Here is a 20323-nt window from a genome sequence, read left to right on the forward strand (position 1 = left end):
GTGGCTGTTCCAGCAGGCGGTGGATGACCTGATGGTGGAGGGCGACCGCGTGGTCGGCGCCGTCACCCAGATCGGCCTGAAGTTCCTGGGCCGCGCCGTCGTGCTGACCGCCGGCACTTTCCTGGACGGGAAGATCCACGTCGGCTTGCAGAACTTCTCGGCTGGCCGGGCGGGCGATCCGCCGGCGATCTCGCTGTCGGCGCGCCTGAAGGAATTGAAGCTGCCGCAGGGCCGCCTGAAGACCGGCACGCCGCCGCGTATCGATGGCCGCAGCATCGATTTCTCGCAAATGACTGAGCAGCCGGGCGACCTGGATCCGGTGCCGGTGTTCTCGGTGATGGGCAATGCTTCCATGCATCCGCAGCAGCTGCCGTGCTGGGTGACCCACACCAATCAGAAAACCCACGACATTATCCGTGGCGGCCTGGATCGCAGCCCGATGTACACCGGCGTGATCGAGGGTGTTGGCCCGCGCTATTGCCCGTCGATCGAGGACAAGATCCATCGCTTCTCGGCCAAGGAATCGCACCAGATCTTCCTGGAACCGGAAGGCCTGACAACCCACGAGTTCTACCCGAACGGTATTTCGACCAGCCTGCCATTCGATGTGCAGATTGAGCTGGTGCGTTCGATGAAGGGTCTGGAGAACGCGCACATCCTGCGTCCTGGCTACGCCATCGAGTACGACTATTTCGATCCGCGCGGCTTGAAAGCTTCGCTGGAAACCAAGGCGATCAACGGCCTGTTCTTCGCCGGCCAGATCAACGGCACCACCGGCTACGAGGAAGCGGCGGCGCAGGGCATGCTGGCGGGTATCAACGCAGCACTGCAAACCAAGGGCGAAGAGGCCTGGACGCCGGCGCGTTCGGAAGCCTACCTGGGCGTACTGGTGGATGACCTGGTGACCCAGGGCGTGCAGGAGCCTTACCGTATGTTCACCAGCCGTGCGGAATACCGCTTGAGCCTGCGTGAGGACAACGCTGACATGCGCCTGACAGAAATCGGGCGTAAGCTGGGCGTGGTTGGCGATGCGCAGTGGGAGGCTTTCGACCGTAAGCGTGAGTCGGTGGCGCGCGAGCTGGAGCGCTTGAAATCGACCTGGGTCAACCCGCGCATCCTGGCCGCTGCCGAGTCTGAGCGTGTGATTGGCCAGGCGATTGAACGCGAGTATTCGCTGGCGGACCTGCTGCGTCGTCCGGGCGTCGAGTACGAAAAACTGATGACCATGACCGGTACCGAAGGCCAGCCGCTGGCCGGTCCGGGCGTGACGGACGAGGCGGTGAAAGAACAGATCGAGATCACCCTGAAGTATTCGGGCTATATCGATCGCCAGCTGCGCGAAGTGGAGCGCCATGAGCATTACGAGAACCTGAAGCTGCCGGAAGGTTTCAACTACGCTGAGATCACGGCGCTGTCGATGGAAGTGCGCCAGAAGCTGCAGAAGCATCGCCCGGAAACCCTGGGCCAGGCTTCGCGTATTTCGGGTGTGACGCCGGCCGCGATTTCGCTGCTGCTGGTGCACCTGAAGAAGGCCGGCTACGGCGGTTTCGTTACGCTGAAAGATGAGGCGGCTTGATGGCGGTGTTTGATCGCGCCGCTTTGGCGCTGGTATTGAAGAATGGTGTTGAGCAACTGGACCTGGGCCTGAGTGAAGCACAGCAGGAAAAACTGCTGGACTACCTGGCCCTGCTGAACAAGTGGAATAAGGTGTACAACCTGACGGCCGTGCGCGACCCGATGGAGATGATGACCTTGCACGTGCTGGATTCGCTGGCGGCTGTGCCGGCCTTCAAGGGCGCGCAGAATGTGCTGGATGTTGGGGCAGGGGGCGGTTTGCCGGGCATGGTGCTGGCCATTGCACGGCCGGACATGAAAGTGTCGATGATCGACATCGTGCACAAGAAGACCGCCTTCCTGAACCAGGTGAAGGCAGAGCTGGAGCTGGGCAACGTCACGGTGTACACGAAGAAGGTGCAGGAACTGCAGGTCAAGACGCTTTACGACGTCATCACCTCGCGGGCTTTTGCGGACCTGAGCGATTTTGTGAACTGGTCCGGGCACCTGCTGGCGGAGGGCGGGCAATTCATCGCCCTGAAAGGCACGGCGCCGGCGGAGGAACGCGAGCGACTGCCAGACCCCTGGAAAGTGAACGAGCTACAGCCATTGAACGTACCGGGATTGGACGCGCAGCGCCACCTGGTTTTCATCGGCAGAGTATAACTGTATAAACGGTATAAATAATATTAATCGTTTATACGAGATAAATAGTATAAACGGTTTAAACAATATAAAACATTTCGACCATACATGGCCAAAATTTTCTGTGTAGCAAATCAAAAGGGCGGCGTAGGTAAGACTACCACGACTGTTAACCTGGCCGCCGGCCTGGCCAAACTTAATCAGCGAGTGTTGCTGGTTGACCTCGACCCGCAGGGCAACGCGACTATGGGCGCTGGCATCAACAAGGCGGGCCTGCAATCCTCCACCTATGAAGTCCTGCTCGGCACTGCCGACATTGCGACTGCGCGCCAGCGTTCGGAAGCAGGGCGCTTCGATGTGCTGCCTGCCAACCGCGAGCTGGCCGGCGCCGAGGTGGAGATGGTGGAGCTGGAGAACCGCGAGCGCCGCCTGCGCGATGCGCTGGCCCTGGTTGCCAAAGACTATGACTTCGTCCTGATCGATTGTCCGCCTGCATTGTCGATGCTGACTTTGAATGGCTTGTGCGCGGCGCATGGTGTGATCATCCCGATGCAGTGCGAGTATTACGCGCTGGAAGGTTTGTCGGACCTGGTGAACACCATCAAGAAGGTGCACGCCAACCTGAATCCGGATTTGAAGATCATCGGCCTGCTGCGTGTGATGTTCGATCCGCGCATGACGCTGTCGCAGCAAGTGTCGGCCCAGCTGGAGCAGCACTTCGGCGACAAGGTGTTCAAGACGATTATTCCGCGTAATGTGCGACTGGCCGAGGCGCCGTCCTATGGCATGCCGGGCGTGACCTTTGACCCGGCGTCGAAGGGGGCGCAGGCTTACATCGCCTTCGGCGCGGAGATGGTTAAACGTATCAAGAAAATGTAATCGAGTTATCCACAATGGCAACTAAAAAAATGAAAGGCCTCGGCCGCGGTCTGGATGCGCTGCTCGGTGGCGACGAAGATCCGTCCAATCCAACTTCGCATCCGACTCCATCCGAGATGTCGGTGCAATTCCTGCAAGCCGGTAAATACCAGCCGCGTACCCAGATGGATGAGGGTGGCCTGGCGGAGCTGGCGGCATCGATCAAGACCCAGGGCATCATCCAGCCGCTGCTGGTGCGTCCGGTGGGGATCGATAAGCCGACCGGTCATGTCAAATATGAAATCATCGCGGGCGAGCGCCGCTTCCGTGCGGCGCAGCTTGCCGGTTTGGAAACTGTGCCGGTCCTGGTCAAGGATGTGGATGACACGACCGCGGCGGCGATGGCCCTGATCGAGAACATCCAGCGCGAGGATTTGAATCCGCTGGAAGAGGCGCAGGGCATCCATCGCCTGATCACGGACTTTTCGTTTACCCATGAGCAAGCCGCCCAGGCGGTGGGACGTTCGCGCTCGGCGGTGTCGAACCTGCTGCGCTTGCTGAACCTGGCGGAGCCGGTGCAGACCATGCTGATGGCTGGGGATATCGATATGGGCCACGCGCGTGCGCTGCTGGCGGTGGATGCGGCGTCGCAGATTGCTTTGGCGAATGTTGTTATTGCGAAACGTTTGTCGGTGCGGGAAACCGAGAAACTTGTCCACAACCATATGGAGGAGGCTAAGGCTAAGCCGGTTGCCCGCGCTAAGGAGAAGTCGGGGGATATCAAGCGGCTGGAGGAGGAGCTGTCTGATACCTTGGCAACTTCTGTCGTCTTTAAGATGGGGGCGAAGGGCAGGGGGCAGATGATTATCGACTTTGCCGACCTGGATGTCCTTGATGGGGTGATTGCGCGTTTGCGCGGCTAACCCCGGTAAACCAGGGTCAGACCCAAGGGTCTGACCCTGTCTGCGCGGCGTGTAGTGGAGGGGTCAGACCCTTGGGTCTGACCCGGCCTTACCGGGTTCGATTACCTCGGGAGTAATCGCCAGATGCCCACTTTTTCAGCAGAATACGTTGTTGTTAGAGGTGCTTTTTGCAATGCACCATGTTTGACCTTGGTCATGTAAACCATCTATAATCCCGTGTCTTTGGGTCTTTAGGAATGTGGCAAGTGAGTGATTCTTCGAGAAGTATCGCCTGGCCTGTCTTCCGAGTAGTTGCCCTGCAATTAACAATCGCCGTCCTTTTTTCCGCTACCGTGGCGCTTTTCGCCGGGGTGGATAAAGGCTGGTCCGCAGCCGTGGGCGGCGGTATGGCAGTAATCGGTAGCCTGGTGTACGCCTTGATGGTGATGCGCGGCAACGATGATGCAAAGAAAGCATTTCGGACGCACTTCCGCGCCGAGATGCTGAAGGTATTTGTAACGGCAGTGCTGTTTATTTGCGCACTGGTGCTGTTTAAGTCAGCCGCCTGGATGTGGCTGATCCTGGGATTCGTAGTGGCGACCCTGGCTTACTGGCTGTCACTGCTCAAGATTTAACCATTTATAAGATTCGGACCTATGACTACTGAACATGGCGGCCACGCGGCCCCGGCAAATGCCACCGAGTACATCCAGCACCACCTGACCCACAACAGCACTGGTGCAACTCCAGCTGACTTCAACCTGGACACCTTCTGGATCTCCCTGATCCTGGGCTTCGTGTTCCTGGGTATTTTCTACATGGCTTCCAAGCGCGCCACCGCCGGCGTGCCAGGCAAGCTGCAGAACTTCGTTGAATGGGTCATGGAACTGGTCAATGACACCGTCAACTCCGCTTTCCACGCCAAATCGGCTGTGATCGCGCCTCTGGCCATCACCATCTTCGTGTGGGTCTGGCTGATGAACGCGATGGACTTCCTGCCGGTCGACCTGCTGCCTAAGCTGCTGAGCTACGCTGGCGTGAACTACCTGCGTGTCGTGCCGACCGCCGACGTGAACCACACTTTCGGCATGTCCTTCGGCGTGCTGATCTGCATCATCGGTTTCTCGATCAAGGCCAAAGGCGTAGGCGGCTGGGGTAAAGAGCTGTTCACCGCACCATTCCACGCGCACGGCGCGGTCGGCACCATCCTGCTGGCACCGGTGAACTTCATCTTCCAGATGCTGGAACTGTTTGCAAAACCAATTTCCCTGTCGCTGCGACTGTTCGGCAACATGTACGCCGGCGAACTGATCTTCATCCTGATCGCACTGCTGCCATGGTGGGCACAGTGGATGCTGGGTGCTCCATGGGCAATCTTCCACATTCTGGTTGTGACTCTGCAAGCGTTTGTGTTTATGGCGTTGACGGTTGTGTACCTGGCCCTCGCGGTTGAGAAGCACTAATCAGCAACTTATTCGTAGTATTTGGTTTTAGTTTTTTGGTATTTTCGTTTTTTTTAAATTAGGAGAAATCTAATGCAAGCTCTGATCGCACAAGTACAAGGCATGACCGTTCTGGCAGTGGCAATCATCATCGGCCTGGGCGCCATCGGCACCGCACTCGGCTTCGCTATCCTGGGCGGCAAGTTCCTGGAAGCTTCCGCACGTCAGCCTGAACTGATGCCACAACTGCAAACCAAACTGTTCGTTATCGCTGGTCTGCTGGACGCGATCTCCATGATCGGCGTTGGTGTTGCTCTGCTGTTCACCTTCAACAACCCATTCCTGACCGCTATCACCGCTGCTGTTGCTCAGTAATCTTTCTCCTAAACCTGGAGAAAACTTTTAGGAGCAAGGTATGAACATCAATATGTCGCTTCTCGGACAAATGATCACCTTCGCGGTGCTCGTTTGGTTCTCGATGAAGTTCGTATTCCCGGCGCTGAACAATGCGCTGGATGAGCGTGCCAAGCGTATTGCAGACGGTCTGGCTGCGGCTGACCAGGGCAAGATGGCCGGCGAGCAAGCTGAAAAGCAAGCCGCCGCCTTCCTGGCGTCGGCAAAAGCCGACGCAGCCCAGGTAGTCGCAGACGCCGACAAGCGCGCGCAACTGGTCGCAGAAGAAATCAAAGCAAACGCACAAGCCGAAGCTGCCCGTATCGTGGCACAAGCTAAAGCTGAAGCCGAGCAGCAAGTAACCCAGGCCCGCGAAGCACTGCGTGGCCAAGTGGCTGACCTGGCTGTGAAGGGCGCCGAGCAAATCCTGAAGCGCGAAGTCAACGCGTCGGCTCACGCTGACCTGCTGTCTCGCCTGGCTACCGAGCTCTGATTATGGCAGAGCTCGCAACCGTCGCCCGTCCTTACGCGGAAGCCCTCTTCCGCGTAGCCCAGGCTGGCAACCTCGCGCAGTGGTCCGATCTGGTGTCCGAACTGGCCCAGATCGGTTCGCATGAAGAGGTGCTGGCATATGCCCGCAATCCAAAAGTTCTGGATAGCGATGTCATCGCAGCCATCAAGGCCTTGCTGAAATCGCCGCTCAACGCGGAAGCGAACAACTTCCTCTCGATGCTGATCGAAAACGGTCGTATCGCACTGCTGCCGGAAATCGGCGCCCAATTCGCGCTGCTGAAGAATGCAGCCGAAGGTGCGGCAGACGCCGAAATCACGAGCGCATTCGACATGAGCGAAGCCCAAGTGGCCGAGCTGATCAAGACGCTGGAAAAGAAATTCAGCCGCAAGCTGAAACCCGTCGTGACTATCGATCCTTCGCTGATCGGTGGCGTACGCGTCGTGGTTGGCGACGAAGTGCTGGACACTTCGGTTAGCGCCAAGCTGCAGCAGCTGCGTTCCGCGCTGGTCGCCTAATCGGCACCGCGACAGCTAGAGAGAAAACATTTAGGAGTTAGTATGCAACTCAACCCATCCGAAATCAGCGAGCTGATCAAGAGCCGGATCCAAGGCATTGACGGCGGCGCTGAAGTGCGCAATCAAGGCACCGTAATTTCCGTAGCAGACGGTATCTGCCGCATCCACGGCCTGTCGGACGTGATGCAAGGTGAGATGCTGGAATTCCCAGGCAACACCTTTGGTCTGGCAATGAACCTGGAGCGTGACTCCGTTGGTGCCGTTATCCTGGGCGCCTACGAGCACATCTCCGAAGGCGACACCGTAAAGTGCACCGGCCGCATCCTGGAAGTTCCAGTCGGTCCTGAACTGCGCGGCCGCGTGGTGAACGCGCTGGGCCAGCCGATCGACGGCAAAGGTCCTGTGAACGCCAAGATGACCTCGCCAATCGAGAAGATCGCTCCAGGCGTTATCGCCCGTGAGTCCGTCGGCCAGCCTATGCAGACCGGCCTGAAGTCGATCGACGCGATGGTACCAATCGGCCGTGGCCAGCGTGAGCTGATCATTGGCGACCGTCAGACCGGTAAGTCCGCCGTTGCGGTTGATGCGATCATCAACCAAAAAGGCCAGGGCATGACCTGTATCTACGTTGCTATCGGCCAGAAAGCATCGACCATCAAGAACATCGTGCGTTCCCTGGAACAGCACGGCGCGATGGAGTACACCATTGTTGTGGCAGCTTCCGCTTCGGAATCGGCAGCAATGCAGTACATCTCGGCTTACTCCGGTTGCACCATGGGCGAATACTTCCGCGACCGCGGTGAAGACGCCCTGATCGTGTACGACGACCTGTCCAAGCAAGCAGTTGCTTACCGTCAGATCTCCCTGCTGCTGCGCCGCCCACCAGGCCGCGAAGCATACCCAGGCGACGTGTTCTACCTGCACTCCCGTCTGCTGGAACGCGCTGCCCGCGTGAACGCCGACTACGTGGAAGCCTTCACCAAGGGTGAAGTCAAAGGTAAGACCGGTTCCCTGACCGCGCTGCCGATCATTGAAACCCAGGCTGGCGACGTTTCGGCGTTCGTTCCAACCAACGTGATTTCGATTACCGACGGCCAGATCTTCCTGGAAACCTCGCTGTTCAACTCCGGTATCCGTCCTGCGATTAACGCAGGTATCTCGGTGTCCCGCGTTGGTGGTGCTGCGCAGACCAAGGTCATCAAGAACCTGTCCGGCGGTATCCGTACCGACCTGGCACAGTACCGTGAACTGGCTGCGTTCGCGCAGTTCGCTTCCGACCTGGACGAATCGACCCGTAAGCAGCTGGACCGCGGTGCCCGCGTGACCGAACTGCTGAAGCAGACCCAGTACTCGCCGCTGCCGATCTCCCTGATGGGTGCATCGCTGTTCGCCGTGAACAAGGGCTTCCTGGACGACGTACCTGTCAAGCGCGTGCTGGCCTTCGAAGCCGAACTGCACTCGTTCCTGAAGACCAAGCACTCCGCACTGCTGGCCAAGATCGAAGAAACCAAGCAACTGGACAAAGACGGCGAAGCTGCGCTGTCGGCCGCCATTGCTGATTTCAAGAAATCCTTCGCAATCTAATACACGGCGGCCCTGGACAAGGGCCGCCTACTAGCGCAAAGGAGTAAGGACTCATGGCAGTAGGCAAAGAGATACGTGGCAAGATCAAGAGCGTAGAGAATACGAAGAAGATCACCAAGGCGATGGAAATGGTCGCTGCATCGAAAATGCGCAAGGCGCAAGATCGTATGCGCGCCGCCCGTCCGTACAGTGACAAGATTCGTAATATCGCTGCGAACCTGGCAAATGCCAACCCCGAGTACACGCACCCGTTCCTGGCTGAAGCCAAGACGGAAGCCAAGGCTGTGGGCTTTATCGTCGTCACGACCGACAAGGGTCTGTGCGGCGGTTTGAACACCAACGTCCTGCGTATGGTGACCAACAAGACCAAAGAGCTGGAAGCTGCGGGCAACAAGATTGAAGCAGTAGCAGTTGGTAATAAAGGTTTGGGCTTCCTGAACCGCATCGGTGTACCAGTGGTCGCGCAAGCTACCCAGATCGGCGACACGCCGCACCTGGAAAAGCTGATCGGCCCAGTGCAAGTGATGCTGGAGAAATTCCAGGAAGGCAAACTGGACGCCGTCTACCTGTGCTACACCAAGTTCATCAACACGATGAAGCAAGAGCCGATGGTCGAGCAGCTGCTGCCGCTGACCGCGGACAAGATGAAGGCCGATGAGCACTCCCACAACTGGGACTACATCTACGAGCCGGACGCAGCTTCCGTGATCGACGAACTGCTGGAGCGCTACATTGAAGCGCTGGTGTACCAGGCGGTTGCAGAAAACCTGGCATCCGAGCAATCGGCCCGTATGGTGGCGATGAAAGCCGCATCGGATAACGCCGGTAATGTGATCGGTGAGCTGAAGCTGGTCTACAACAAGACCCGCCAGGCTGCAATTACCAAAGAACTGTCTGAAATCGTCGCCGGTGCGGCAGCGGTTTAAACGAATTTAACTATATTTGAAGGAACGAACATGGCTGATGGCAAAATCGTTCAGTGTATCGGCGCTGTGGTGGACGTTGAGTTCCCACGCAACGCGATGCCTAAGGTTTTTGACGCGCTGAAAATGGAAGGCTCCGAGCTGACCCTGGAAGTGCAACAGCAGTTGGGTGACGGCGTGGTCCGTACCATTGCTCTGGGCTCCTCCGACGGTCTGCGTCGCGGCATGACCATCCAGAACACCGGCAAACCAATCATGGTACCAGTGGGTAAAGCTACCCTGGGCCGTATTATGGACGTGCTGGGCAACCCGATCGACGAATGCGGTCCTGTCTCCCACGAGCAGACTGCTTCGATCCACCGCGTGGCTCCTGCTTACGACGAACTGTCCCCATCCCAAGACCTGCTGGAAACCGGCATCAAGGTTATTGACCTGGTCTGCCCATTCGCTAAGGGTGGTAAGGTTGGTCTGTTCGGCGGTGCAGGTGTGGGCAAGACCGTGAACATGATGGAACTGATCAACAACATCGCTAAAGCGCACTCGGGTCTGTCCGTGTTCGCCGGTGTTGGTGAGCGTACCCGTGAAGGTAACGACTTCTACCACGAAATGGCCGACGCCAAAGTGGTTGACCTGGAAAACCCAGCCAACTCCAAAGTGGCAATGGTTTACGGTCAGATGAACGAACCTCCTGGCAACCGTCTGCGCGTGGCGCTGACCGGTCTGACCATCGCTGAGTCGTTCCGTGACGAAGGCCGTGATGTTCTGTTCTTCGTGGACAACATCTACCGCTTCACCCTGGCCGGTACCGAAGTGTCCGCACTGCTGGGCCGTATGCCTTCCGCAGTGGGTTACCAGCCGACCCTGGCTGAAGAAATGGGCCGTCTGCAGGAGCGTATTACCTCCACCAAGACCGGTTCGATCACCTCGATCCAGGCCGTCTACGTTCCAGCGGACGACTTGACCGACCCATCCCCAGCAACCACCTTCGGCCACCTGGACTCGACCGTCGTTCTGTCCCGTGACATCGCCGCCCTGGGTATCTACCCTGCGGTTGACCCACTGGATTCGACCTCCCGCCAGCTGGACCCGCTGGTTGTGGGCGAAGAGCACTACAACACCGCACGTGCCGTACAGGGCACCCTGCAGCGCTACAAAGAACTGCGTGACATTATCGCGATTCTGGGTATGGACGAACTGGCTCCAGAAGACAAGCTGGTCGTTGCTCGCGCACGTAAGATGCAGCGTTTCCTGTCCCAGCCGTTCCACGTTGCTGAAGTGTTTACCGGTTCCCCAGGTAAGTACGTTTCGCTGAAAGACACGATCAAGGGCTTCAAGATGATCGCTTCCGGCGAACTGGACCACCTGCCAGAACAGGCCTTCTACATGGTTGGTACCATCGAAGAAGCCATCGAAAAAGCCAAGAAACTGGGCTAATTTCGGGTTGAAGCAGTCCCGCCCTGCGGGACTGCGCACTGAGGACAAACATGGCAAACACTATTCACGTTGATGTGGTTTCGGCCGAAGAGCAAATCTTCTCGGGCGAAGCGACTTTCGTGGCGTTGCCGGGCGAGCAGGGCGAGCTGGGTATCTACCCGAAGCACACCCCGCTGATCACCCGTATCCGTCCAGGCGCGGTGCGCATCCAGGTTCCAGGCCAGGCTGAAGAAGAGTTCGTCTTCGTCGCCGGCGGCCTGCTGGAAGTGCAGCCAAACGCTGTGACGGTCCTGGCTGACACCGCGATCCGTGGTCATGACCTGGATGAAGCCAAGGCAGAAGCCGCCAAGAAGCTGGCGGAAGAAAACCTGGCCAACAACAAGACTGGCATCGACTACGCGAAAGCACAAGCGGAACTGGCAGCGGCTATCGGCCAGCTGGCAGCAATCGCAAAACTGCGCAAGATCAAGGGCTAATCCTCTTCATCGTGCAGCATCGGAAAGGCAGCCTCGGCTGCCTTTTTTGTTTTGGCGCCGGCCGGCGCCTACTCGAACACTTCCTTCAGCGATTGCGCTTCCAGTATGGCGTCGCTCCAGGCTTCCAGTTGCTCCATGCTGGCCCTATCGAGGCGCTTGCGTATGGCCTGCGGCAGCGGCCCGAAACGCTGGGTGAGCTGCCGCGCCAGCAGCTCGGCTGCGCCTTCCCGCCAGCCTTCCATGCGCCCCTTCTCATGGCCTTGTTCCAGGCCATGCTGCACACCCTTCTTCCAGCCTTTGTCCATAAACCATTGTTCCAGGGGAGTAATCAGTTCCATCTTGCGCTCCTTCTCCAGCTTGAGGACGGCGTGCCAGTAGCGCGCTTGCTGCGGTTCGGGCAATACCATCATCCAATTGATTACCTTGAACATGGCGATTATGCGCCGTTTGCTCCATCCCCGTTCGTATAGCAGGCGCGTGAGCCGCAGCTTTGATGCCAGCAAGGCGTCAGCATCATGTCGTTCCCGCTGGGAGCTCAAATGCGCCAGCGTGACCAGAGCAAACGGGTTGTTTGCTGCAAACAGCTCGCCTTCGTCGTAGTCCAACAGCTTAGCGGTGGCGAAAGAGATGCCCAATACTGTGCCAAGGGCCCCGACGTGGAAATCCTGCGGGCGCCAGCCCGGGTCTTCGTCCGCCAACAGGACCAGGCTGGCAACGTGCAGCCGGTATTCACCGAAGATTCGGACGCTATAGTCGAACATGCGTTCCGGCAGGCTGGCGTCGAACTGCGACTGCACCTCTATATGCAGCAGCACCCTTTCCGCGCTGTCGCGCAGGCAGACCTCGACCAGCATGTCCGCCACCATGCCGCCGGGTGCGTCGCCAAAGCCGATTTGCGCCAGCTCTTTGTCGCGGAAGCGGGGGCGTTGCGACCAGTCGATCTGCGCGTAGAGTGCCGGGAAATAGAAGGCCATGAAGGCGGGGAAGGCGTGCCTCAGCGCAGCCTTCCAGGGCGCATCGTAACGGGCGGGGGGCAGGGCGGTCGGCATGCGTCGAGTCTAAGGCCCAGCCGCATGGGCCTGCGTTGACCTGGCGCAAAGGCCAGGCGCATTCGTCATGACAAACGCGGTAACCACATGCCCATAGTGGCGCCAAAAATGCCGACGCACATGAGCAGCGTTGCGCCGGCCAGCAGGGCTGCCGTGACGCCCTGAAGCCGTGCATTGGCGCTGCTGCGCGCGCGCAGGTAAAGCTCCAGCACGGCAAGCGGCAACAGGTACTGCGCGAACGCCAGCACATCCAGGAAGGGGCCGCGGAAGGTTCCGGGGTCGAAACCTGCAGGGCCGCCGTTGAGCAGCAGCCAGGCCATCAGGCCGATGCGGAAGAACCATACTGCACTCACGGTCATGAACAGGCGCAGCGCCCAGCGGCGATGGCTGTCCAGGCGTTTGGCGTGTGCCTCGCGCACCGTCAGCCAGGCGAACAGCAGGATCAGCACGGCATCAACCAGCATGCCGGCATGCATGACGGGGCCTCCCACCGTGCCGCGCGTCGCCAGCATCAGCGTACCGGCCAGGGTCGATATGACGGCCAGCGTGACGTAGAGGCGGCCGTTCCAGCGGTGCATGCGCGGCGCGCGGATGCGGAACTGCGGCACAAGCTGCAGCAGCCCGCCGCCGATGATGAACACGGCGAACAGCACATGCACGACGAGTGCCAGGTTGCCGGCAGTGTCGCCAGGCACGTAGCCCTTGGGGAGAACCTTGTTCATCAGCTCGGGCTGGCCCAGCGCAATGGCGCGGCCATGAAAGCCCAATATGTAGAGCACGAACAACGATTGGCCAAGCGCAGTAATGATGAACCAGAAGGCGGCGACTGCTTTCAAGGCGCCCATTGCACTGGGGCGGGCGAGGCGGGGAAGGGCGGCTGTGGCGCTTGTCATAGGGACTCCTTTAAGGACGGGTGGTTTGTTCCACCATAAGTGCGGGAGCGCGGGCGCGACGCATTTGGGCGGAAATCGTGCGACGGACGACGGTTTGCAGGGCTTGAATGACGGGCGCGAAGCGATTATCGTGCTCGAATGGCAACCCAACCCGCCGCACCGGCCCCGCACCTGCCGCATCGTTCACCGACCTTGCGGCAGTCAGCTATCGCCTTGTTCATCGTGCTGCAGTTGTCCTGGGGATTAAAGGCACTGTTTTCCACAGCCTTCCTGCCAGTGCTTGCGCGCATCGGCTTCATCGGTGCGGTTTTCCTGTTCGCCTTTTATGGCACCGCGCGGCGGCACCCGGCGTTGCGCTTGCTGGCGATAGCGCTGCTCGCGCCGGTCGCGTCGATGATCACTTTTATCGTTGCCGAGTGGCCGAACATCGGACCCTACCTCGAGAAAACACAGGGCGCAGCGGCCTTCGTGGTGCTGACGGTGGTCGCGTGGATCTGTGGCCTTACATCGGCCGCGATTGCGCTGCGTTTCGAACGCAAGGCGCGCGAACGCGCGGACCGGGCGCGTGCGGAAAGCGAGAAGAACGCGCTGGAGCGCAGCCTGCTGGACGCCCGCCTGCGCCTGCTGCAGGCGCAGATTGAACCGCACTTCCTGTTCAATACGCTGGCCAATGTCCAGGCCCTGGTGGAAGCGGGGTCGCCCAACGCCGCCCCCGTGCTGCGCCACCTGATCAACTACCTGCGCGCGGCCGGGCCACACCTGGCCGATGCCGACGCCACGCTGGGGCAGGAGCTGCACTTGGTGGAAGCCTACCTGGCCCTGATGCGCATGCGCATGCCGGACCGCCTCGAATACACGCTGTCGGTCGCACCCGAACTGGCCGGCCTGCGCTTCCCCGCCATGGCGTTGCTGACGCTGGTCGAAAACGCGGTACGCCACGGTATCGACCCCACCACCGCCGGCGGCAGGATCGACGTCGGCGCCACCCGCGATCGCGCCACAGGAGCCGTCGTTGCCTGGGTTGCCGACACTGGTGCCGGCATGTCGGAATCGGCCGCACCTGGCGCCGGCCTGGCCAATGTCCGAACGCGCCTGCGTGCTGCGTTCGGCGAGTCCGCCCGCCTCGACCTGCACGAAGTCGCGCCCCATGGCGTGCGCGCCGAATGCCATTTCATAGCAAGGGAAATTGAATGCAGCCCATCACTGCCTTGATCGCGGACGATGAACCATTGCTGCGCCAGCATTTGCGGGCGCAATTGCAGCGCCTCTGGCCACAACTGCAGGTTGTCGACGAAGCCCGCAACGGCCACGAGGTGCTCGAACTGTTCGAGGCGCACCAGCCCGACGTGGTGTTCCTCGACATCCAGATGCCTGGCCTGAACGGCATCGAGGCGGCACAAGCGCTGGCCCGCCGCGCCCACCTGGTCTTTGTCACGGCATTCGAACAGTATGCGATCCAGGCGTTTGACCAGGGCGCGATCGACTACCTGGTTAAGCCGCTGGACCCTGTACGGTTGGCCGATACCATCGAGCGCCTGCAGCAAAGGCTGGTACGCCGCGAGGTCGACCATGCCGCGCTTGAACTGGCGCTTGGCCGTTTCGCGCAGGCGATGGGAAAGCAGCCGGCGCGCGCCTGGCTGCAATGGATCAAGGCGTCGGTTGGCAGCAGCGTGCGCCTGATCCCGGTCGACCAGGTCGCCTTTATCCGGGCCGAGGAAAAGTACACGCTCGTTGCATGGGACGATGGCGAGGCCCTGATCCGGAGAAGCATCCGCGAGCTGGCGGAAGAACTTGATCCTGCGCATTTTGTACAAACGCACCGCTCGGTCATCGTCAACCTGAAATACGTGAGGGAGATGGTGCGCGGCGTGAATGAAACGGCGGAACTGCACCTGCATGGACGCAGCGAACTGCTGCCGGTCAGCCGCAGCTACCTGCACCATTTCAGGCAGATGTAGCTCGGAGTATCTGCTTGTCATTAAAGCATTCTGGATAAAATGGTAACTTCAATATCCTTTGCCTGGCCACCCAATGCGTAAAATCGTTTTGTCCGCCATCGCCTTGCTGGCACTGTCCACCGCCCATGCCGCCGGGGCGGAAGTCCGGAATCTTGCCCCGGCCTTTACTGCGGCCTACGACGCATCGGCGCAATTGCCGATGCCGGAACGGGTGGCAGCCATGAAAAAGGTCTTGCTGGCGCAGTATCCTGAGTTCTACGGTAGCAAGGCGCCGGAGAAACTGGATGAGTCAATCGCGTATGCCATCGAAACCTTCCCCAGGCTGCGTGAGGCCTATACGGACAAGGCCGATAAATTTGGCGGCGCCTTGCAGCAGAACCTGTCAACGTATACCAGGACCTTCCCGGATTTCCGCCTGAACGTCCCGACGTCGGTTATCCATTCGCTTTACGAAATGGACGGCGGCACGCGCGAACTGAATGGCAAGCTGCACCTGATTTTCGGCGCGGATATGCTGGCCCACGTGAATCCGAAAGGTAATGCTGCGCCCTTATTCCACCATGAGCTGTTCCATGTGATGCATGCGGAACGCTTCAGTTGCGGCGAAGGTAAGGTTTGGCCCCAGCTTTGGTTGGAAGGCCTGGCGACCTATGTTTCCCATGCACTGAATCCGGGCGCGAGCGAAACCGATCTCGTGCTGAACTTCCCGGCTGGCATGCCGGCCGGCACGCGTGAGAAGCTGCCGCAGGCGTGGCGCCAGCTGTCCTCCGTACTCGACAGCTCAGATAGCGCTGTGTATGGTGAGCTGTTCACGATGAGTTCCGGGCAATCCACCGAGCTGCCGCGCCGCCGCGGCTATTACCTTGGCTATCTTATCGCCAAGGACGCGGCCCGGACGCGCGATCTTGCGACCCTGGCATCGATGGATTGCCAGCAAGTGCGTGGACTGATTGAATCCACGATCAGCAAACTCTCAAAGGAGGCAATGTAATGGCTACCATCTTCATTACCGGTGCCGCTGGTGCCTTGGGTAGCGCTGTCGCGCGCGCTTTCGATGCGGCCGGCGCCAACACGGTGCTGCTCGGCCGCGACCTGGCACGGCTGGCCGCGGCCTGCGGTCCCGCCAGCGAGCGCCGCATGCTGGCCGTCGCCGACCTGCGCGATGCCGCCTCGGTGGCCGCCGCAACGCGCGCGGCCGCCGATCGTTTCGGCCGCATCGATGCGCTGTGCAACATCGCCGGCGGCTTCGCCATGGGCACGCCTGTGCATGCAACCAGCGATGCGCAGTGGGACGAGCTGTTCGACCTGAACGTGCGTAGCCTGCGTAATGCGGTGGCGGCCGTGGTGCCCGGCATGCTGGACGGGCAGGGCGGCAAGGTGGTGAATATCGCGTCCGGCTCGGCGCGCCAGGGGCTGGCGAATATGGGGGCTTACTGCGCCAGCAAGGATGTGGTGATCCGCCTGACCGAGTCCATGTCAGCCGAACTGCGCGGGCAGGGAATCAACGTCAACTGCGTACTGCCCGGTACCATCGATACCGCCGAGAACCGCGCCGCCATGCCGAACGCCGACCGCAGCAAATGGGTGGCGCCGGAGGCGTTGGCCGATGTGATCCTGTTCCTGTGCAGTCCGGCCGCCCGCGCTATCCACGGCGCTGCGCTGCCCTGCATTTGAATCAGGCGCCCGTTGCTGGGGCCTTGGCAATGCGCGGTTTGCTGCGCGCGAAATCGACCATCGCTTTCGGGTACACCATATTGTCGCGATATGAGCTGTCGTCGATCTCGTACAGGTAGCTGAAGGCCGCCGCGCACATGGCCCAGTAGCCGTTATACGGCGAAAAGCCAGGCTCGAGCTTTTCATGCTTGCCCCAGAAGCAGGCGGCGCCGCGCATCGATTGGTACCAGCCATCCACATACTTCGCCATGCTTTTGGCACGCCCAGCTTGCGTTTCCTGGTCGAGCGCATCAAGCAATGGCGTGTGCGTCTTCCAGTACCAGGTGTCCAGCGATGGGCGGCCTGGCAGGTAAAAGCCCAGCAAGTCCTCAATGACGGCGTCCGCCCCGTCGAAGTCGGTTCCTTCGATCAGGCCGAAGATGCGCGGGATAAGGTCGTCCCGATGCAGCAGGACAGCGGCCGACAACAGATTCAGGTATTCGATATAGACGTCGATCAGGTCATTCAGGATGATCGGTGGGTAGTAATCCTCGTCGGCGGCCTCATGGCCCACATCGGCTGCGTTCTCATACGCCGCTACCACCTGGCTGAGGGACTGGGCAAGCAGGTCCAGGTCCTCGCCAGCGGTGTAGCGCAGCTCGAAGACGTTCCAGAGCGTGTTGGCGCGTCCTTCCAGCAGCGATGCCCGGCTGCGCGGGGTATGGTCTGGTTCCGCTAGCCTCTCCTCCAGCAGGATGGCTTCCCTGTCGTACCATTCCAATGTGTCTAGATAGCTTTGTTCGGGCAGGAAGGGTTGGCGGCGCCTTTGCACGAACGCCAGGCTGTTCAGTTCCTGGTCGCGCGGGATGTGGATCCCATAACCCGGTACGTCGATGTAGCCGAGTGCCGTGCGTGGACGGCTGCGGGCATAGTCGACCAGGTCTTTCGGATACACAGGTTCATCGCGGAATATGCCATCGTCGATGTCGAACAGGTAAACATAAGCGGCCGCGCACATGGCCCAGGCCCCGGCAACTGTCTGGCCTGCCGCAGCCGCCTCTTCATGCCGCGCGCTGAACCAGCCCTTCACATACTTCTCCATGCGGCGGCTGCGCTGAGCGGCGGTGGGGCCATTCAAGGCATGCATCAGCGGCTCGTACTGGGTCCAGCGACAGGTGCCGAAATAGTGCCGGTGAGGGAAGTAGAATTCGCGCAACGTTTCGAAAGGCGAATCGATGCCGTGGTATTCCGGTACCCGGTTCAGGTCAAAGAAGCGGGGCAGCAAATCCTCGCGGCGAAACAGAATCAACGCCGCGCACAAGTCCAGGTGGGCCGCATAGGGCTGGTAGGGGTGGATGGTGAAGGCGGAGTCCCAGACTTCGCGTTCAATCGTATTGAAGGTGATGCTGTAACGCTCGTAGGCCTCGATGACCTGGGTCAGGCTTTGCGCCAGTTGGTCCAGTTGTTCGCCGGCGCTGTAGCGCAGCATTACCGCTTGCCAAAGCCGGTCGCCATGCAACTTCAACGTTTCACTTTGCAGCTGGATATCGCCAGCGTGGGCGGCCAGGCTGGCTTCGAGCTCCGCTTCGAATTTCCCGAACTGCTCCAGCGCATGGCTAAAGTAGGCCGGGTCCAGCGACTGCTGGCGGCATTCCATTAGCGGCACATGCCGTACGACTGCTTATCGTCGAACCAGCGGTAGGTGTAAGTGCGCGAGACGTAGCGCTTGCCGCCGATGATGACATCCGGCGGGGTCAGGTCGAAGCGCTGCGGCATCTTGCCCTTGATGAGCAGGCGGTAGCGCAGCTGGGTGTGGTCGCTGGTGCCCACCGCATTCATGGTCAGCGGCATGCCGTGCACGATTTCCACCATTTCGGCTTTGCCATTAGTCGGGCGCTGGTACACGCTCAGCACTGTTGCGTTCTCCAGTAGCGCGCCCTTCGGCTGGCTGACCTGGAAGTGCTTGGTGGCGAATTGCACTTGGGTGGTGCGGGGCAGCATGTAGTTGACGCCGATCTCGATCCCCGGTTCGGATGATGGCACGACGTTGGTGGCCGATACGGTAATGCCGCGCGGCAGTTCAAATGTGTCGGCATCGACTGCGGTGCCGCAGTCGGCGGAGGTGGCTTGGTAAAGCGGGCCTGGCGTGTAGCTGTCGCCGCATGCCGTGAGGCCAAAAAACAGGGCGATGGGCGCAAATCGGCGCATGGTGAATACCTTTTGTTGTTAGTGTTGACAGTTTACCCGACCGGCAGCGGGGGGGAAGCTCCCACCCGTTACAAATCCTTGTTGTTTTGGGGAAACAAGCGATTGCTTTACGCGGCGTTTCCGTAGAGAATCTCTCCATTCTTTTGCCGCCTGCCCAAATCTGGCTCAGCGGTATCACAGATGGCCCCGTCCACTGCCGTCTATCCAATTTCCCGCTGGCCAAAATTCCGCCTGCCCCATCCAACCAAAGGGGTCAGAAGTGGCTACTTCCACCGTTTCCGTATCGTTCGCCAATGGCTTTATCGGTGATTACTCGAAAAACAACGAGTCCACCAATGCATCGTTGCTCAGCACCCTGGGCTGGAGCAATTTGCAGTTTGTGCAGTCCACTGACAATGGCCAGTTTGGCGGCACGCAGGGCAACGATTACTCGGGAACGATCCTGGTCACCGATGCGAATGGGGTGCAGCACGCCATCGATGGCGTGATCAACTGGCGTGCGCCTAGCGGGACGGTATCGACGATTGTCTTTTATGCCAAGGGCGCTTCGCATACGCTGGCGACCAGCACTGGTACATATGTGGTTGATCCGTTCACGGAAACTAACGGCGACCCGCACAGCTTTATCGGCCTGACGTTTAACGGCCAGGCCTTGACCATTACCGGGGGGAAGGTGACCGGTAATGCGGCCACTTCCGGCCTGCTGTCGACGCTGAATACCTACCTGGCCAACCAGCCGCAGATCTCCGTCGCCGATGTGGCGGTAAATGAGGGGAGCGGCATGGCCACCATCACGGTGGTACTCAGCAAAGCGACTTCGGATACCGTGACCGTTGATTATGCTACTGGGAATGGCACCGCCAGTGCCGGTACCGACTATACGGCAGCCAGCGGCAAGCTGACCTTTGCCGCGGGCCAGACTAGCAAGACTTTCCAGGTGCCGATCACCGACAACATGCTTGTCGATGGTGCGCGCAGCTTCAATGTCGTTCTGTCGAACAGCACGCTGGCGGCGATTACCGACAACACGGCTGTCATCAGCATCAGCGACAACGATTCGGTGGCCCCGCCGGCGCCGACGGTAAGCACGGTTGCGGCCGATAGTAGCGTGGTGGAGGGGAACAGCCTGTCCTTTACGGTCACCATGAGCGCTGCCGGTGGCAGCAGCCAGGAATATGCCTTGACGCTAGGTGGCACCGCCAGTGCAGGTGATTATGGGACGCTGTCGTTTAGCAATGGCGTGGCGTGGAAGAATGGGAATGCCGGTACTGGCATCGTGGTGGTGCCGGCCGGTGTGGCGAGCTTCAAGGTCACCGTGGCGA

At 59.9% G+C, this 20323-nt stretch carries 22 protein-coding genes; 18 read left to right on the forward strand and 4 right to left on the reverse strand.

What is annotated here, in order from left to right; genetic code table 11:
* From mnmG to ACE3TQ_RS15145, 13 genes are all read left to right on the forward strand, one after another.
* Positions 1 to 1576 (forward strand): tRNA uridine-5-carboxymethylaminomethyl(34) synthesis enzyme MnmG (gene mnmG / locus ACE3TQ_RS15085; RefSeq protein ID WP_374583102.1); only part of this gene is annotated, 1576 nt, incomplete at its 5' end.
* Positions 1576 to 2220, forward strand: coding sequence for a 16S rRNA (guanine(527)-N(7))-methyltransferase RsmG (gene rsmG, locus ACE3TQ_RS15090; RefSeq protein WP_374583103.1), 645 nt, complete (start codon positions 1576 to 1578; stop codon positions 2218 to 2220). The genes mnmG and rsmG, both read left to right, overlap by 1 nt.
* 87 nt (positions 2221 to 2307) lie before the next feature.
* Positions 2308 to 3078 carry a ParA family protein gene (locus tag ACE3TQ_RS15095; protein ID WP_374583104.1) on the forward strand — a complete coding sequence of 257 codons (771 nt, stop codon included), beginning with the start codon at positions 2308 to 2310 and terminating at the stop codon, positions 3076 to 3078.
* A gap of 14 nt (positions 3079 to 3092) precedes the next feature.
* Complete coding sequence (locus ACE3TQ_RS15100; protein WP_374583105.1) at positions 3093 to 3980, forward strand: ParB/RepB/Spo0J family partition protein; 888 nt, start codon at positions 3093 to 3095, stop codon at positions 3978 to 3980.
* 236 nt (positions 3981 to 4216) lie between these two features.
* Positions 4217 to 4594, forward strand: coding sequence for an ATP synthase subunit I (locus ACE3TQ_RS15105; RefSeq protein ID WP_374583106.1), 378 nt, complete (start codon positions 4217 to 4219; stop codon positions 4592 to 4594).
* Between the two features lie 21 nt (positions 4595 to 4615).
* Positions 4616 to 5422 (forward strand): F0F1 ATP synthase subunit A, encoded by an 807-nt coding sequence (gene atpB / locus ACE3TQ_RS15110; RefSeq protein WP_374583107.1) that lies wholly within the window; start codon positions 4616 to 4618, stop codon positions 5420 to 5422.
* A gap of 72 nt (positions 5423 to 5494) precedes the next feature.
* Positions 5495 to 5776, forward strand: coding sequence for a F0F1 ATP synthase subunit C (gene atpE, locus ACE3TQ_RS15115; protein ID WP_161024218.1), 282 nt, complete (start codon positions 5495 to 5497; stop codon positions 5774 to 5776).
* A 40-nt stretch (positions 5777 to 5816) separates the two neighbouring features.
* Positions 5817 to 6287, forward strand: coding sequence for a F0F1 ATP synthase subunit B (locus ACE3TQ_RS15120; RefSeq protein WP_374583108.1), 471 nt, complete (start codon positions 5817 to 5819; stop codon positions 6285 to 6287).
* Positions 6288 to 6289: 2 nt separating this feature from the next.
* The gene (locus ACE3TQ_RS15125; protein ID WP_374583109.1) at positions 6290 to 6823 is read left to right on the forward strand and encodes a F0F1 ATP synthase subunit delta; all 534 of its coding nucleotides are present in this window, start codon (positions 6290 to 6292) and stop codon (positions 6821 to 6823) included.
* A gap of 42 nt (positions 6824 to 6865) precedes the next feature.
* Positions 6866 to 8407 (forward strand): F0F1 ATP synthase subunit alpha, encoded by a 1542-nt coding sequence (gene atpA / locus ACE3TQ_RS15130; RefSeq protein WP_374583110.1) that lies wholly within the window; start codon positions 6866 to 6868, stop codon positions 8405 to 8407.
* Between the two features lie 53 nt (positions 8408 to 8460).
* Positions 8461 to 9333, forward strand: a complete 873-nt coding sequence (atpG, locus tag ACE3TQ_RS15135; RefSeq protein WP_374583111.1) for a F0F1 ATP synthase subunit gamma — start codon at positions 8461 to 8463, stop codon at positions 9331 to 9333.
* A 30-nt stretch (positions 9334 to 9363) separates the two neighbouring features.
* A complete protein-coding gene (gene atpD / locus ACE3TQ_RS15140; RefSeq protein ID WP_374583112.1) occupies positions 9364 to 10764 on the forward strand; it encodes a F0F1 ATP synthase subunit beta in 1401 nt (466 codons plus the stop codon).
* Between the two features lie 50 nt (positions 10765 to 10814).
* Positions 10815 to 11240, forward strand: coding sequence for a F0F1 ATP synthase subunit epsilon (locus ACE3TQ_RS15145; protein ID WP_374583113.1), 426 nt, complete (start codon positions 10815 to 10817; stop codon positions 11238 to 11240).
* A 68-nt stretch (positions 11241 to 11308) separates the two neighbouring features.
* On the opposite strand, the gene ACE3TQ_RS15150 is transcribed toward ACE3TQ_RS15145, so the two are convergent.
* Complete coding sequence (locus tag ACE3TQ_RS15150) at positions 11309 to 12289, reverse strand: Rpn family recombination-promoting nuclease/putative transposase (protein WP_374583114.1); 981 nt, start codon at positions 12287 to 12289, stop codon at positions 11309 to 11311.
* A 65-nt stretch (positions 12290 to 12354) separates the two neighbouring features.
* Positions 12355 to 13182: a DUF2306 domain-containing protein gene (locus tag ACE3TQ_RS15155; protein WP_374583115.1), complete on the reverse strand. Its 828-nt coding sequence runs from the start codon at positions 13180 to 13182 to the stop codon at positions 12355 to 12357.
* 138 nt (positions 13183 to 13320) lie between these two features.
* On the opposite strand from ACE3TQ_RS15155, the gene ACE3TQ_RS15160 reads away from it, so the two are divergent.
* From ACE3TQ_RS15160 to ACE3TQ_RS15175, 4 genes are all read left to right on the forward strand, one after another.
* Positions 13321 to 14394 (forward strand): sensor histidine kinase, encoded by a 1074-nt coding sequence (locus tag ACE3TQ_RS15160; RefSeq protein ID WP_374583116.1) that lies wholly within the window; start codon positions 13321 to 13323, stop codon positions 14392 to 14394.
* A complete protein-coding gene (locus ACE3TQ_RS15165; RefSeq protein WP_374583117.1) occupies positions 14373 to 15140 on the forward strand; it encodes a LytR/AlgR family response regulator transcription factor in 768 nt (255 codons plus the stop codon). Before ACE3TQ_RS15160 ends, ACE3TQ_RS15165 begins: the two co-directional genes overlap by 22 nt.
* Positions 15141 to 15213: 73 nt before the next feature.
* Entirely contained in the window at positions 15214 to 16131 is a 918-nt protein-coding gene (locus tag ACE3TQ_RS15170) for a hypothetical protein (protein WP_374583118.1), read from the forward strand.
* Positions 16131 to 16814 carry an SDR family NAD(P)-dependent oxidoreductase gene (locus ACE3TQ_RS15175; RefSeq protein WP_374583119.1) on the forward strand — a complete coding sequence of 228 codons (684 nt, stop codon included), beginning with the start codon at positions 16131 to 16133 and terminating at the stop codon, positions 16812 to 16814. The genes ACE3TQ_RS15170 and ACE3TQ_RS15175 overlap by 1 nt, the downstream gene beginning before the upstream one ends.
* A gap of 1 nt (position 16815) precedes the next feature.
* Here ACE3TQ_RS15175 and ACE3TQ_RS15180 read toward each other — a convergent pair whose 3' ends face one another.
* Together ACE3TQ_RS15180 and ACE3TQ_RS15185 are read right to left on the reverse strand one after the other, a co-directional pair.
* The gene (locus tag ACE3TQ_RS15180; protein WP_374583120.1) at positions 16816 to 18450 is read right to left on the reverse strand and encodes a PoNe immunity protein domain-containing protein; all 1635 of its coding nucleotides are present in this window, start codon (positions 18448 to 18450) and stop codon (positions 16816 to 16818) included.
* Positions 18450 to 19001 (reverse strand): hypothetical protein, encoded by a 552-nt coding sequence (locus tag ACE3TQ_RS15185; protein ID WP_374583121.1) that lies wholly within the window; start codon positions 18999 to 19001, stop codon positions 18450 to 18452. Before ACE3TQ_RS15185 ends, ACE3TQ_RS15180 begins: the two co-directional genes overlap by 1 nt.
* Positions 19002 to 19260: 259 nt before the next feature.
* Here ACE3TQ_RS15185 and ACE3TQ_RS15190 point away from each other — a divergent pair.
* Positions 19261 to 20323 (forward strand): Calx-beta domain-containing protein (locus tag ACE3TQ_RS15190; RefSeq protein ID WP_374583122.1); only part of this gene is annotated, 1063 nt, incomplete at its 3' end.

The sequence above is a fragment of the Pseudoduganella sp. genome (assembly GCF_041914865.1).
In the GTDB taxonomy this organism is placed as follows: Bacteria; Pseudomonadota; Gammaproteobacteria; order Burkholderiales; family Burkholderiaceae_D; genus Rugamonas.

Bases quoted from the DNA above. Each gene is read 5' to 3' on its own strand.
- ACE3TQ_RS15105 (WP_374583106.1), top strand. From the start codon at position 4,217: ATGTGGCAAGTGAGTGATTCTTCGAGAAGTATCGCCTGGCCTGTCTTC.
- ACE3TQ_RS15175 (WP_374583119.1), top strand. From the start codon at position 16,131: ATGGCTACCATCTTCATTACCGGTGCCGCTGGTGCCTTGGGTAGCGCT.
- ACE3TQ_RS15095 (WP_374583104.1), top strand. From the start codon at position 2,308: ATGGCCAAAATTTTCTGTGTAGCAAATCAAAAGGGCGGCGTAGGTAAG.
- ACE3TQ_RS15185 (WP_374583121.1), bottom strand. From the start codon at position 19,001: ATGCGCCGATTTGCGCCCATCGCCCTGTTTTTTGGCCTCACGGCATGC.
- ACE3TQ_RS15180 (WP_374583120.1), bottom strand. From the start codon at position 18,450: ATGGAATGCCGCCAGCAGTCGCTGGACCCGGCCTACTTTAGCCATGCG.
- ACE3TQ_RS15120 (WP_374583108.1), top strand. From the start codon at position 5,817: ATGAACATCAATATGTCGCTTCTCGGACAAATGATCACCTTCGCGGTG.
- atpE (WP_161024218.1), top strand. From the start codon at position 5,495: ATGCAAGCTCTGATCGCACAAGTACAAGGCATGACCGTTCTGGCAGTG.
- ACE3TQ_RS15155 (WP_374583115.1), bottom strand. From the start codon at position 13,182: ATGACAAGCGCCACAGCCGCCCTTCCCCGCCTCGCCCGCCCCAGTGCA.
- atpD (WP_374583112.1), top strand. From the start codon at position 9,364: ATGGCTGATGGCAAAATCGTTCAGTGTATCGGCGCTGTGGTGGACGTT.
- atpA (WP_374583110.1), top strand. From the start codon at position 6,866: ATGCAACTCAACCCATCCGAAATCAGCGAGCTGATCAAGAGCCGGATC.
- rsmG (WP_374583103.1), top strand. From the start codon at position 1,576: ATGGCGGTGTTTGATCGCGCCGCTTTGGCGCTGGTATTGAAGAATGGT.
- ACE3TQ_RS15100 (WP_374583105.1), top strand. From the start codon at position 3,093: ATGGCAACTAAAAAAATGAAAGGCCTCGGCCGCGGTCTGGATGCGCTG.
- atpB (WP_374583107.1), top strand. From the start codon at position 4,616: ATGACTACTGAACATGGCGGCCACGCGGCCCCGGCAAATGCCACCGAG.
- ACE3TQ_RS15145 (WP_374583113.1), top strand. From the start codon at position 10,815: ATGGCAAACACTATTCACGTTGATGTGGTTTCGGCCGAAGAGCAAATC.
- ACE3TQ_RS15150 (WP_374583114.1), bottom strand. From the start codon at position 12,289: ATGCCGACCGCCCTGCCCCCCGCCCGTTACGATGCGCCCTGGAAGGCT.
- ACE3TQ_RS15165 (WP_374583117.1), top strand. From the start codon at position 14,373: ATGCAGCCCATCACTGCCTTGATCGCGGACGATGAACCATTGCTGCGC.
- ACE3TQ_RS15125 (WP_374583109.1), top strand. From the start codon at position 6,290: ATGGCAGAGCTCGCAACCGTCGCCCGTCCTTACGCGGAAGCCCTCTTC.
- ACE3TQ_RS15160 (WP_374583116.1), top strand. From the start codon at position 13,321: ATGGCAACCCAACCCGCCGCACCGGCCCCGCACCTGCCGCATCGTTCA.
- ACE3TQ_RS15170 (WP_374583118.1), top strand. From the start codon at position 15,214: ATGCGTAAAATCGTTTTGTCCGCCATCGCCTTGCTGGCACTGTCCACC.
- atpG (WP_374583111.1), top strand. From the start codon at position 8,461: ATGGCAGTAGGCAAAGAGATACGTGGCAAGATCAAGAGCGTAGAGAAT.